The sequence below is a fragment of the Massilia sp. TWR1-2-2 genome (genome assembly GCF_049897565.1).
Classification (GTDB): domain Bacteria; phylum Pseudomonadota; class Gammaproteobacteria; order Burkholderiales; family Burkholderiaceae_D; genus JAFCUW01.
On the sequence record NZ_JAFCWM010000030.1, the window covers coordinates 1 to 13,472 of the forward strand.

10 protein-coding genes are annotated in these 13,472 nt (G+C 64.0%); 6 read left to right on the plus strand and 4 right to left on the minus strand.

Annotated features, from left to right (window positions below):
• Nucleotides 1–181: 181 nt before the first annotated feature.
• A complete protein-coding gene (locus tag ACP7DD_RS21970) occupies nt 182–2,578 on the minus strand; it encodes a TonB-dependent receptor plug domain-containing protein (protein ID WP_426176966.1) in 2,397 nt (798 codons plus the stop codon).
• A gap of 207 nt (nt 2,579–2,785) precedes the next feature.
• Nucleotides 2,786–3,319, minus strand: coding sequence for a hypothetical protein (locus ACP7DD_RS21975; RefSeq protein ID WP_426176967.1), 534 nt, complete (start codon nt 3,317–3,319; stop codon nt 2,786–2,788).
• A gap of 291 nt (nt 3,320–3,610) precedes the next feature.
• On the opposite strand from ACP7DD_RS21975, the gene ACP7DD_RS21980 reads away from it, so the two are divergent.
• A complete protein-coding gene (locus tag ACP7DD_RS21980; protein WP_426176968.1) occupies nt 3,611–6,790 on the plus strand; it encodes an error-prone DNA polymerase in 3,180 nt (1,059 codons plus the stop codon).
• 123 nt (nt 6,791–6,913) lie between these two features.
• Here the strand turns inward: ACP7DD_RS21980 and ACP7DD_RS21985 are convergent, their stop codons facing one another.
• A complete protein-coding gene (locus ACP7DD_RS21985; protein ID WP_426176969.1) occupies nt 6,914–7,315 on the minus strand; it encodes a PRC-barrel domain-containing protein in 402 nt (133 codons plus the stop codon).
• A 229-nt stretch (nt 7,316–7,544) separates the two neighbouring features.
• Between ACP7DD_RS21985 and ACP7DD_RS21990 the strand changes: the two genes are divergently transcribed.
• From ACP7DD_RS21990 to ftsB, 4 genes are all read left to right on the plus strand, one after another.
• Entirely contained in the window at nt 7,545–9,230 is a 1,686-nt protein-coding gene (locus tag ACP7DD_RS21990; RefSeq protein ID WP_426176970.1) for a CTP synthase, read from the plus strand.
• Nucleotides 9,227–10,081 (plus strand): 3-deoxy-8-phosphooctulonate synthase, encoded by an 855-nt coding sequence (gene kdsA, locus ACP7DD_RS21995; RefSeq protein WP_426176971.1) that lies wholly within the window; start codon nt 9,227–9,229, stop codon nt 10,079–10,081. The genes ACP7DD_RS21990 and kdsA overlap by 4 nt, the downstream gene beginning before the upstream one ends.
• Nucleotides 10,082–10,164: 83 nt before the next feature.
• Nucleotides 10,165–11,448: a phosphopyruvate hydratase gene (eno, locus tag ACP7DD_RS22000; protein WP_426176972.1), complete on the plus strand. Its 1,284-nt coding sequence runs from the start codon at nt 10,165–10,167 to the stop codon at nt 11,446–11,448.
• Nucleotides 11,449–11,490: 42 nt separating this feature from the next.
• Nucleotides 11,491–11,844: a cell division protein FtsB gene (ftsB, locus tag ACP7DD_RS22005; protein WP_426176973.1), complete on the plus strand. Its 354-nt coding sequence runs from the start codon at nt 11,491–11,493 to the stop codon at nt 11,842–11,844.
• A 193-nt stretch (nt 11,845–12,037) separates the two neighbouring features.
• Here ftsB and ACP7DD_RS22010 read toward each other — a convergent pair whose 3' ends face one another.
• Nucleotides 12,038–12,853, minus strand: coding sequence for an AraC family transcriptional regulator (locus tag ACP7DD_RS22010; protein ID WP_426176974.1), 816 nt, complete (start codon nt 12,851–12,853; stop codon nt 12,038–12,040).
• 179 nt (nt 12,854–13,032) lie between these two features.
• Between ACP7DD_RS22010 and ACP7DD_RS22015 the strand changes: the two genes are divergently transcribed.
• Nucleotides 13,033–13,443 (plus strand): DUF3224 domain-containing protein, encoded by a 411-nt coding sequence (locus ACP7DD_RS22015; protein ID WP_426176975.1) that lies wholly within the window; start codon nt 13,033–13,035, stop codon nt 13,441–13,443.
• Nucleotides 13,444–13,472: the final 29 nt, after the last annotated feature.

The following is a 13,472-nucleotide window of genomic DNA, read 5'->3' on the forward strand; positions in this document are numbered from 1 at the left end:
AACGACCCGGACGAAAGTTCGCCCGGGTCGTTAAAGCAGTAGCGCAGCGCTATCCCGAAAAACGATTGACGAAAAAGACGACTGAGGAAAAAAAAGCTTAACTTAGCGGCATTAGGGTCTGACGGGGGCACCGAGTCCCCGCTCGGTCAGACCCCGGTTTGACTAGTGGCAGTGCGGCGGCTTAGAACTTGTGCCACATCCGCGCGAAGTACGACGTGCCGTTCAAGCCGAACTGCACGCTCTCGTACTTGAAGCCGTTGTCGGTCTCGTTAGGATCGTGCGCGGTTGGCTTGACGTTGAAGATGTTGGCCGCGCCGACGGTAAACTTGGTCTTCGGCGTGAACGCGTAAGTGAACGCCAGGTCGGCCGACGTCTTCGGCTCATACTTCATCAGCGGCGTCGGCGGACCGGAGAAGGTGCCGAGCGACTGCGGGCCGAAGTGGATGATCTTCAGTTCCGTGTTCACTTTGCCCAGCGTGTAGTCGAGGCCCAAGGTGGCCTTGCGGCGCGGGCCGCCCTGCTCGATGAACAGGCGCTCGCGCTCCGACAGCAGCACGTCCTCGAAACCTGCCAGCGATGGCGGCGCCTTGATGTTGGTCACATCGGTGGTGCTGAAGTTCAGCGCCAGGAAGGTATTGAGCTTGCCGCCCATGACATCGCTCTTGTTCGCCACCGTCAGGTCCAGGCCCTGGGTGCGCGTGTCGATCGAATTGACGAAGAACTGCGCCGACGCCACGCCCAGGTTCAGCAGGATGTCGCCGAGAGCCGGGTAGTTGTCCGAGTCGAAGCGGCCCGACAGCACGATGCGGTCGTCGATGTTGATGCGGTACAGGTCGGCCGTTACCGAGGTCGACGCCGTCGGGGTCCAGGTCGTGCCGAGCGTGAAGCTCTTCGACTTTTCTTCCTTCAGTTTTGGAATACCGGCCGCGTTGGTGACGTTACCGCCATTTGGCGCGAACACCACGTCCTTGGCAACGCCGCCGACGAAGTCGGTGAACGTCGACGAGAAGTACACCTGCTGCAGCGACGGCGCGCGGAAGCCCGTGCTGGCCGAGCCGCGCAGCAGCACCGCGTCGGCCAAGCGGAACGAAGCGGCCAGCTTGCCCGTGACGGTGGAGCCGAAGTCGCTGAATTTCTCGTAACGCACGGCGCCTTGCAGCTTGATGCGGTCGGTGACGTCGGCCTCGAGGTCGAGGTAGGCGGCGCTGCTGTGGCGGCCCTTGTCGGTGGCGTCGCTCGGCTGGAAGCCGGGGAAGCCCTGGCTGCCGGCGTTGCCGCCGGAGCCGAGACCGTCGACGTCGTTGTACGAGCCTGGCTCGCCGGCGAAGATCTTGTAGTTCTCCTTGCGGTACTCGGCGCCCAGCGCGACGTTCAGGCCACCGAGTATGTCGCCGTAGAAGCGGCTGATGTCGGCGTTGGTGGTCAGCTGCTCGAACTCGAAGCCGCCGGCGTTGAACTGGCTCGGGCTGATGCCTTTGCCGCCGGCCAGCAGATTCTTGTTGGCGATCGACGCGTTCAGCGTATTGCTGATGTTGTAGACCATCTTGTTGAAGCCATAGGTCTGCGACAGGTCGGCATTCCATTCGCCGGCACGGGTGCGGTAGCCGATCGTGCCGAAGCGGTCGTCGACGTCGGCGTTGATGAATGGCGCGAAGCCGTTCGGGTACATTGCCGCCGAATTTTTCGACGGGATGTCGTCCGAGCCGATGCCGCCGCGGCCCCATGCCGCGCTCGAGCCGTAGCGATCCTGCACGCCGGCGGTGAAGTAGACGCGGCCGGCGGCGCCGGTCGGGATTTCGCCGTTGACGTACAGCGTGCGGTTCTTCACCAGCGAATCGCCGATGATGCGCGGGCTGTCGTCGACTTCGCGATTCGAGCGGCCGCGGTTGAGCACTTCGGCGGTGATGCCGATGACGCCCTTGTCGCCGACCTGCAGGCCGCAGTAGGCCGAGCCTAGGTAGTTGCGGCCGTCGCCCTCCGAATACTGGCCGGCGCCGACAACGGTTTCGCAGCCGAGGCTTTTCTTCATGTCGATGTTGATCACGCCGGCGATCGCGTCCGAGCCGTACTGGGCGGCGGCGCCGTCCCGCAGCACCTGCACATTTTTGATCGCCAGCAGCGGGATCGCATTCATGTCGGTGCCGGTGTTGCCGCGGTTGCGCGCGCCGAAGATGTTGACCAGCGCGGTCGTGTGGCGGCGTTTGCCGTTCATCAGTACGAGTGTCTGGTCCGAGCCAAGGCCGCGCAGCGCTGCCGAGTCAATCAGGTCGGCGCCGTCGGCGCCAGTCTGGCGGGTCGAGTTAAACGACGGCGAGATGTAGGTCAGCGTCTGGGCCAGGTCGAACTGGCCTCCCTGTTCGGCGATCTTCGTCATCGGGATGAAATCGACTGGCACTACCGTTTCGGTGGCCGAGGTGTTGGCGGCGCGGCGCGAACCGACCACATTGACGGTCTGCATGTCGTCCTTGGCGACGGCGCCGGCGCTCTGCGCGAAGGCGGCGGGCGAAAAGGCGGCGAGGGCGGCGCTGCCGTACAGGCTGAGCAGGATGGCTTTACGGAGGGTACTTGGCTGGAACACGCGGCTTCTCCAAAATGAAAAATTTCATTTTAAACACTTGAACCTGTGTCGATGCGGCGAGTGTGAAAATACCACAACGTTATCCAGATATAGGCAAAACGAATAGGTTATCCGACCTAATTTGTGCTAGTGCAACATCGGGGTCAGACCTAGGTCTGACCCCGACGTGTTGGTAACGAGTTGAACGTTTCCTGCCCGAGGGGCAGCTTACTTGGCGATCGCTTGCAAAAGCAAGAAGCCTTCGTGGCGGATGGCGCTTTGCGCCTCGGCCAGCGCCTTGCTGGCCTTGATAAATGCGGCGCGCTGCATGTCCTTGCGCTCGGCGGCGGTGGCGACGGGGGCGCGCTGCTCGCGCATGCTGGGCCCGCTGTTATACATCTGGTAGACGACTTTCTTGCCGTAGTCGGAGGCATAGAAGCGTGCCATCTCGGTTGCCGTCTCGGCGCTGATGGTGCGTGCCAGCGGATAGGCCAGGCGCGCATAGATTTGCGCCGGCGGCACTTTTTCGAGCTTGGCGTATGCGGTATTGCGTTGCGCGTCGGTGGCGTAGCGGCTCGAGCCGGTAATCGATCGCATCATCTTTTCCGCCTGCATCGCCTTCAGCAAATCGGACACGGCATTGACGTGGCCAACGGTGATGACGCCTGCAGCCGGCGCCGGCGCCGATGTTGGCGCCGCGGCGAACGTGACAGGGGAAGCGGCGATCAGCGCCGCCAGGCCAAGCGTTGTCATCAATCTCATCATGTACCTTTTAGATAATGTTTTTCGCGTGCAATCATATCCGGCAAAAGCGCGGCGGACAAGAACGATTTCAACCGTGTCCCACGTTGCCCCCGGAAGCGTAATTCGCTCGTTCCAAAACCGGGGTCAGACCAGGTTAAAAGCAGGCCGGCGCGCGATCGACCGAATATCAAACGGGTCTGACCCCGATTTTTCTGAGGAGGCGAGCGCAGCACTTGGGTTTGCTTGTTTGGCGTGCGCGGTGGGTTATACTGGGTTTATATACAGTCCTTTAATGCCGCACCTCAAGTCATGCCGTCCTCTTCCTCTACGCCAGCGACCAGCCTGCCCGACTATGCCGAGCTGTTTTGCCTGTCGAACTTTACCTTCCTGCAAGGCGCTTCGCACGCCGAGGAGTTGGTTGCGCGCGCCGTTCAGCTCGGCTACTCGGCGCTGGCGCTGACCGACGAGTGTTCGCTCGCCGGCGTCGTGCGCGCCCACGCCGAGGCGAAAAAAGCCGACCTGCAGCTGCTGATCGGCGCCCATTTTCACCTGAACAACGTCGACGGCAACGCGGCGCTGTCGCTGGTGCTGCTGGCACAGAACCGCAACGGCTACGGCAACCTCGCCGAGCTGATCACCATCGCCCGCACGCGCACCGAGAAGGGCACCTACCTGCTCACGCCGGCCGACTTCGCCGCGCCGCCGCCTACCCACGCGCACCTGCAGGGCATGCCCGATTGCCTGGCGATATTGCTGCCGGCCTACCCCGGTCACGATGCCGCCGACGCCGACCGCCTGCACCGACAGGCCGCGTGGATGGCGGCGACGTTTCCCGGCCGCAGCTGGATTGGCCTGAACCTGCTGCACCGCGCCTACGACGACGCCCACCGCGCCACGATCGAGGAAGTGGCGTGGCAGCACGCGTTGCCGATCACGGCGGTCGGCCACGTCTGCATGCACGTGCGCTCGCGCAAGCCCTTGCAGGACACGCTGTCGGCGATCCGCATCGGCAAGCCCGTGGCCGAGTGCGGCTATCAGCTGGCCCAGAATGCCGAGCAACACCTGCGCGCGCGCCTGCGCCTGGCCAATATCTACGCCCCCGAGGCGCTGGCCGAAACGGTGCGCATCGCGCGCCTGTGCACCTTCTCGCTCGACGAGTTGCGCTACGAATATCCGAACGAGGTGGTGCCGGACGGCCATACGCCGGCCAGCTACCTGCGCAGCGAAACCTATATCGGCGCGCACCGGCGTTTTCGCGAAGGCATCCCGGCCAAGGTGCAGGCGCAGATCGAGCACGAGCTGGCGCTGATCGGCGAGATGCGCTACGAACAGTATTTCCTCACCGTCTACGACATCGTCCGCTTCGCGCGCTCCAACAACATCCTGTGCCAGGGCCGCGGCTCGGCGGCCAACTCGGCGGTGTGCTATTGCCTGGGCATCACCGAGGTCGATCCGGCCCGCGCCAACCTGCTGTTCGAACGCTTCATCTCGAAGGAGCGCAACGAGCCGCCCGACATCGATGTCGACTTCGAGCACCAGCGCCGCGAAGAAGTGATCCAGTACATCTACAATAAATACGGTCGCACCCGCGCCGCGCTGGCGGCGGTGGTGATCAGCTACCGGCCCAAGAGCGCGCTGCGCGACAGTGGCCGCGCGCTCGGCATCGACCTGGCCATCGTCGAAAAAGTGGCCAAGACCCATCACTGGTTCGACAGCAAGCAGGACCTGGTGAACCGGCTGGCGGAAAGCGGGCTCGATCCGCAGTCGAGCCTGGCGCAGCAGTGGGCGACGCTGGCGCAGCTGCTGCTGGGCTTTCCGCGCCACCTGTCGCAGCACCCGGGCGGCTTCGTCATCGCCCAGGGCAAGCTGTCGCGCCTGGTGCCGATCGAAAACGCCACGATGGCCGAGCGCAGCGTCATCGAGTGGGACAAGAACGACCTCGAGGAACTCGGCCTGATGAAGGTCGACGTGCTGGCGCTGGGCATGCTGTCGATGCTGCGCCGCGGCCTCGAGCTGATCGGCACGCGCCACGGCACCGTGTTCGAGATGCAGGACATTCCGCCCGACGACACGCCGACCTACGACATGATCTGCGCGGCCGACACGGTCGGCGTGTTCCAGATCGAATCGCGCGCGCAGATGAGCATGCTGCCGCGCCTGTTGCCGCGCAAGTTCTACGACCTGGTCATCGAGGTGGCGCTGGTGCGGCCCGGCCCGATCCAGGGCGGCATGGTGCACCCGTACCTGAAGCGGCGCCAGGGCCTCGAGCCGGTGCATTACCCGAAGCCGGAAATCCGCGCCGCGCTCGAGCGCACCTTGGGCGTGCCGATCTTCCAGGAGCAGGTGATGCAGGTGGCGATCCTGGCGGCCGGCTTCACGCCCGGCGAAGCGGACCAGCTGCGCCGCGCGATGGCGGCGTGGAAGCGCAAGGGCGGCCTGGAAACGTACTACCAGCGCATCGTCGGCGGCATGCTCGAGCGTGGCTACGAGCTCGAGTTTGCCGAAGCGATCTTCAGCCAGATCCAGGGTTTCGGCGAATACGGTTTTCCGGAGTCGCACGCCGCCAGTTTCGCGCTGTTGGCCTACGCCAGCTCGTGGATGAAGCGGCACGAGCCGGGCGCCTTCCTGTGCGCGCTGCTCAACAGCCAGCCGATGGGCTTCTACAGCCCGTCGCAGCTGGTGCAGGACGCGCGCCGCCACGGCGTCGAGGTGCGCCCGGTCGACATCGCCATCAGCGGCTGGGACTCGACACTCGAGGAGGTCGACGAGTCGCGCGCCAGCCAGCCGGCGGTGCGGCTGGGCTTGTCGTTGCAGCGCGGCATGCGCCGCGACGTCGCCGCGCGCATCGAGGACGCGCGCGCGATCCGGCCGTTCGACAGCGTGGCCGACCTGGCGCGCAGGGCCGGCCTCGACCGCGGCGACCTGCAGGTGCTGGCGGCGTCGAACGCGCTGGAGTCGCTGGCCGGCAACCGTCGCCAGGCGCTGTGGCAGGCGGTCGGCGCCGTGCCGGACAAGGACCTGCTGCGCCCGACCACGCCTGACGAGGCGACGCCGCAATTGCGCGCGCCGACCGAGGGCGACGAGATCGTCGGCGACTACCGCTCGCAGGGGCTGACCTTGGGGCGCCATCCGCTGGCGCTATTGCGACCGCAATTGCTCAAGCAGCGCTTCATGACGGCGGCCACCTTGCACGACTACAAGAACGGCCAGCTGGCGCGCGCCTGCGGCATCGTCACCGTGCGCCAGCGGCCCGGCACGGCCAAGGGCGTGCTGTTCCTGACGCTCGAAGACGAGACCGGTAATGTCAACGTCATCGTCTGGCCGAGCCTGGTGGAAGAGCAGCGCCGCGAAGTGCTGCGCGCGCCGCTGCTGGGCGTGTACGGCGTGTGGCAACGGGAAGGGCAGGTGCGCCACCTGGTGGCCAAGCGGCTGGTGGACATGTCGGCGCTGCTGGGCCGGCTGGGCACCCAGAGCCGCGATTTCTGCTGAGGAATCGCTGGGGCAAACGAAACGCTGGGGTCAGGTCTGACATTCGGACATTCACGCGTGAATGTCCGAATGTCAGACCTGACCCCAGCTTTTTTGCTAGCCCGGTCTGTTGCAGCTTGCCTGTTACGCCGCGCCGGTGCCGTAGTAGCCGTGGATCTGGCTGGCCCAGCTCTGGTCAGCCATGTCGGGCCAGTTGTCGGTGTCGAAGCCGGGCGCGGACTCGATCTTGGCCTTGTCCATATTCATCGTCATGCGGTGATTTGCCGGGTCCAGCGTCAGGGCCTGGAACGGCACCGCGAACAGCTTTTCACCAATCCCCAGCACGCCGCCGCTCGACATCACGACGTAGGCGACTTTGCCGCTGCGCATGTCGAGCATGAATTCCTTGATCTCGCCAAGGTGTTCATTTTTCAGGTTGTGGACGTGATCGCCAATCAGCGTGTCGGCGCCCATCAGTTCAGGACCTGGGCCTTTGTGGTTCTTGTTCGAATACATGCCGAGGGTGTCGCGGTTCAGATAAGACATGGTGGCCTCCTTGTAAAAAGAACCAGCATGCGTTAAGCGCACGCATGGGTCTGTTCGCTCGCGCACACTCCCGCGCCGGCGTACGGCGCCGGCGCGCCGTGCATGGGCCACGCGACAGGGCTCGCCCGACCACGCGGCGCTGGTGGCAATTTGCCTTGTTTTGCCGAAGGTTTGGCCGGTTTAAGGTATAATTTCAATTTCCCGCACGTGCCGTTCGGCACCATCTGCAATGACCAAATTTGTCTTCGTCACCGGTGGCGTTGTGTCTTCCCTTGGAAAAGGGATTGCCGCCGCCTCTCTCGCCGCGATCCTCGAATCGCGCGGCCTTAAAGTCACCATGCTCAAGCTCGATCCGTACATCAACGTCGATCCTGGGACGATGAGTCCGTTGCAGCATGGCGAAGTGTTCGTCACCGACGACGGCGCCGAGACCGATCTTGACCTCGGCCACTACGAGCGCTTCATCAGCACGCGCATGAAAAAGGTGAACAACTTCACCACCGGCCAGATCTACGAATCGGTGATCCGCAAGGAACGCCGCGGCGAGTACCTCGGCAAGACGGTGCAGGTCATTCCGCACATCACCAACGAGATCCAGGACTACATCTACCGCGGTGCCGAAGGCGCCGACATCGCGCTGGTCGAAATCGGCGGCACCGTCGGCGACATCGAATCGCTGCCGTTTCTCGAGGCGGCGCGCCAGCTGTCGCTGCGCGCCGGCCGCAAGTCGGCCGCCTTCGTGCACCTGACGCTGGTGCCGTACATCGCCTCGGCGGGCGAACTGAAAACCAAGCCGACCCAGCACAGTGTGCAAAAGCTGCGCGAGATCGGCATCTCGCCGAACGCGCTGCTGTGCCGCGCCGACCGCCCGATTCCGGCCGACGAGCGCGCCAAGATCTCGCTGTTCTCGAACGTCGAAGAAGCGGCCGTCATCTCGGTGTGGGACGTCGACACCATCTACAAGGTGCCGCAGGTGCTGCATGACCAGGGTCTCGACGAGATCATCCTCGAAGCGCTCGGCATGGAAGCGCCGCCGGCCGACCTGTCGATGTGGACCAAGCTGATCCACGCGCTGGAAAATCCGAAGACGGACGTCACCATCGGCATGGTCGGCAAGTACGTCGACCTGACCGAGTCGTACAAGTCGCTGACCGAAGCGCTGCGCCACGCCGGCATCCATACTGAAAGCCGCGTCAACATCGAGTACCTCGATTCGGAAGACATCGAGACCAAGGGCTGTGCCCACCTGGCCAAGTACGATGCAATCCTGGTACCGGGCGGCTTCGGCAAGCGCGGCGTCGAGGGCAAGATCATGGCCGCCCGTTTTGCGCGTGAAAACAACATCCCCTACCTCGGCATCTGCCTGGGCATGCAGGTCGCGCTGATCGAGTACGCGCGCCACATGGCCGGCATGGCGAACGCCAACTCGACCGAGTTCGATCCGGACACCGACCAGCCGGTCGTGGCCCTCATCAACGAGTGGCAGAACCACGACGGCAAGGTCGAAAAGCGCGACGAGCGCTCCGACCTGGGCGGCACCATGCGCCTGGGCGCCCAGACCTGCGCGGTCAACCCTGGCACGCTGGCCGCCGAAATCTACGGCAGCGTCGTCACCGAGCGCCATCGCCACCGCTACGAAGCGAACAACCACTATCTGGCGCGCGTCGAAGCGGCCGGCCTGATCGTGTCGGCACGCACCCCGACCGAAGACCTGTGCGAAATCATGGAACTGCCGCGCAGTGTGCACCAGTGGTACATGGGCGTGCAGTACCACCCGGAGTTCAAGTCGACCCCGCGTACCGGCCACCCGCTGTTCATTTCGTTCATCAAGGCAGCGCTCGCGCACAAGGCTGCGGCGTCCGCGCCGGCCCTGCGCGCCGTCACCGAACCAGTTTTGCAAGGAGACGCAGCATGAAGCTTTGCGGATTTGACGTCGGCCTCGACCAGCCGATTTTCCTGATCGCCGGCACCTGCGTGATCGAGTCGCGCCAGATGGCGATGGACACCGCCGGCGCGCTGAAGGAAATCACTTCGGCGCTTGGCATCCCTTTCATCTACAAGTCGTCGTTCGACAAGGCCAACCGCTCGTCGGGCTCGACCTTCCGTGGTCCGGGCATGGACAAGGGCCTCGAGATCCTCGCCGACGTCAAGCGCGAAATCGGCGTGCCGGTGCTGACTGACGTGCACACGATCGAAGAGCTGCCGGCCGTGTGCGCGGTCGTCGACGTGATCCAGACCCCGGCATTCTTGTGCCGCCAGACCGACTTCATCGTCGCCTGCGCCCAGACCGGCCTGCCGGTCAACATCAAGAAGGGCCAGTTCCTCGCGCCGCACGACATGAAAAACGTCATCGACAAGGCGCGCGCGGCGGCCACACAGGCTGGCCTGAACCCAGACAACTTCATGGCGTGCGAGCGCGGCGTCTCGTTCGGCTACAACAACCTGGTGTCCGACATGCGTTCGCTGGCCATCATGCGCGAATCGAACTGCCCGGTCGTGTTCGACGGCACCCATTCGGTGCAGCTGCCTGGCGGCCAGGGCACCTCGTCCGGCGGCCAGCGCGAGCACATCCCGGTGCTGGCGCGCGCCGCGGTGGCGGCCGGCATCGCCGGCCTGTTCATGGAGACGCACCCGAATCCGGCCGAAGCGCTGTCCGACGGCCCGAACGCGATGCCGCTGGCGCGCATGAAAGAGCTGCTGTCGACCCTGGTCGACCTCGACCGCATCGTCAAGAAAGCCGGCTTCATCGAAACCAGCTTCGCCTAAGCCTGGGTCCGACCCATCGGGGTCAGACCCAGGTCTGACCCCGCCGTAGCGCCAAGATTACTTACCCTTCGGAGACTAAAAACATGAGTGCTATCGTTGATATTATCGGCCGTGAAATTATCGATTCGCGCGGCAATCCAACCGTCGAATGCGACGTGCTGCTCGAGTCCGGCGTGATGGGCCGCGCGGCGGTGCCGTCCGGCGCCTCGACCGGTTCGCGCGAAGCGATCGAGCTGCGCGACGGCGACCCGAAGCGCTATTTCGGCAAGGGCGTGCTGCAGGCCTGCGAGAACATCAACACCGAAATCTCCGAAGCCATCATGGGCCTGGACGCCAACGAGCAGGCCTTCCTCGACCGCACCCTGATCGACCTCGATGGCACCGAAAACAAGAGCCGCCTCGGCGCCAACGCCATGCTGGCCGTGTCGATGGCCGTTGCCAAGGCCGCCGCCGAAGAAGCCGGCCTGCCGCTGTACCGCTACTTCGGCGGCTCCGGCGCGATGCAGATGCCGGTGCCGATGATGAACGTCATCAACGGCGGCGCGCACGCCGACAACAACCTGGACATCCAGGAATTCATGATCATCCCGGTCGGCGCCCCGTCGTTCAAGGAAGCGGTCCGTTACGGCGCCGAAGTGTTCCACACGCTCAAGAAGATCCTGCACGCGCGCGGCCTGGCAACCTCGGTCGGCGACGAAGGCGGCTTTGCGCCGTCGGTCGCCAACCATGAAGAAGCGATCAAGCTGATCATGCTGGCCATCGAGCAGGCCGGCTACGAGCCTGGCACCCAGATCGCGCTCGGCCTCGACTGCGCCGCCAGCGAATTCTACAAGGACGGCAAGTACGTGCTGCAAGGCGAGGGCATGCAGCTCTCAAGCACCGACTTCACCAACATGCTGTCGACCTGGGTCGACAAGTACCCGATCATCTCGATCGAGGACGCGATGGCCGAGGGCGACTGGGAAGGCTGGGCGATATTGACCGAAGCGCTGGGCAAGAAGGTGCAGCTGGTCGGCGACGACCTGTTCGTCACCAACACCAAGATCCTGAAAGAAGGCATCCAGAAGGGCATCGCCAACTCGATTCTCATCAAGATCAACCAGATCGGCACCCTGACCGAGACCTTCGCGGCGATCGAGATGGCCAAGCGCGCCGGCTACACCGCCGTCATTTCGCACCGTTCGGGCGAGACCGAGGATTCGACCATTGCCGACATCGCCGTCGGCATGAATGCGCTGCAGATCAAGACCGGCTCGCTGTCGCGTTCGGACCGCATGGCGAAATACAACCAGTTGCTGCGCATCGAGGAAGATTTGGGCGATATTGCCAGCTACCCGGGCCGCGACGCGTTCTATAATCTGAAGTAATTCCGAGACCAACCGGCCAGCCTTGCTGGCCGGTTTCCACATATGCGCCTCATTACCCTCGTCCTCGTCGCCCTGCTGCTGCTGATCCAGTATCCCTTATGGCTGGGGAAGAAGGGCGGCTGGCTGCGCGTGTCCGACCTGGAAACCCAGGTCGCGGCGAGCCACCGCAAGACCGACGAGCTCAAGGCGCGCAACGCCAAGCTCGAATCCGAAGTGCGCGACCTCAAGGACGGCACCGGCGCGGTCGAAGAGCGGGCCCGCTACGAGCTCGGCATGATCAAGTCGAACGAGATCTACGTGCAGGTGCTGGGCGTCAACGGCAAGCCGGCCGAATCGAAGACGCCGGCGCCGCCACCGAAGGTGGTGCCCGAAGGACAGAAACCGGCCGCGCACTAGCCTGGAGGACGAAGACAGAAGCCATGTCACCGCAACAGCAGGGGTCTGACCCGGCGTTGGGGTCACAGCCCGAATTACCGGGATTGGCTGAGGGCGGCAAATCCGGGGTCTGACCCAAAATGAAACACCGGGTCAGCCCCCTGCTGCCTAAGCCTGATTGCGCTTCGGCAGCACCCATCCCTGCTTCTTCGCATCACTGCCGGACCTGTTGCGACTTCCAATATTCCATCGGCGATTGTCCGACCAGCGCCGTGAAATGGCGGGTGAAATGCGCCTGGTCGAAAAAGCCCAGTTCGCACGCCAGATCGGCGAGGTCGACGGGCGCTTGCGCGCTCAGGCGCCATGTCGCTTCCTGCAGTCGAAACCGCTGGATCACCCATTTCGGCGACACGCCGACGGAATTGCTGAACAGCCGTTGCAGCGCGCGCTCTTCGATGCCGACCTGCTCGCACAAGGCCGCAACGTTGATCGGGCCGCGCGTCGCCGCCGCGGCCGCCACTGCGTGTTCGGCAATCGCCGCGCGCGGATCCGGTGCCGGCAGCGCGGCCATCAACAAGGCCTGCGCCGCCGCCACCATCGACACGTCATCCTTCTGGCCGAGCACGTGTTGCTCCGCCTGCGCGCCAGATTTTTTGAGGACGCCATCGACCGGCATCGTTCGGTCGGCCAGCCGGGATAACGGGAAGCCGATGAAGGGACGCAAGCCGCCAGGCTTGAAGCGCACGCCGAGGACACGCCCAGCTCCCTCGACTTTCCTGTCGAACGCGCCGCGCACCACGCCGTGAATCGCAGTCCGGCCCTGGTCGAAAACCAGGTGGGCATTCGGATACGGCAGGACACGCTGCAATTCGGGCGCGCGCCCGGTCATGTCCCATTCCACCAGCCAGAAGTAATCGACGAAGGTCTGCAGCGGCAGCGACGGCGGATAGGTCGCCAGGCGAATTCGCCGGGCGGCGCCGGCGGGATCGACCACGCCTTTCGGCGCGTGCGCGGTGTCGGCTTTATCCAATATGTTCTCGATTCTGGCCAGTAGAGTGCATGTGTTCGACCCGATCCTTCACTTGTAAAAGAAAAAAGATGACTTTATTCCATTTCGCTGGCAGCGTAGCGACTATATTTGCTTGCCTCCAATTCGCCAACCCAGCCATCGCAGCTACCACCGCGGTCAACATTCAAGGAGCTTCTCGCATGACACAGCACGCCAACGGACCATTCGCGGTGACGATGACGCCGGCAGGGGCGCCGGAACACGAGGGGCGGACCGCGTTTGGCCGCATGCAGCTCGACAAGCAGTACGCCGGCGACCTCGTCGCCACAGGTAACGGTCAGATGCTGACGGCCGTGACCGATACGCAAGGCTCGGCGGCTTACGTCGCCATTGAACGCATCAGCGGCACATTGAAAGGGAGGAAGGGCAGCTTCGCGATCCATCACACCGGAACGATGAGCGGCGGGACAAAGCAGCTGACGATTTCCGTTGTGACCGATTCCGGCACTGACGAACTGACCGGTATCGCCGGCACGATGGCGCTGAAAATAGTGGAAGGCGAGCACTCCTACGAGTTCGACTACACGCTGCCCCATGGTGGTCCAGGTTGACCAGCCTGAATGGCTCAAGTAGCATGAGT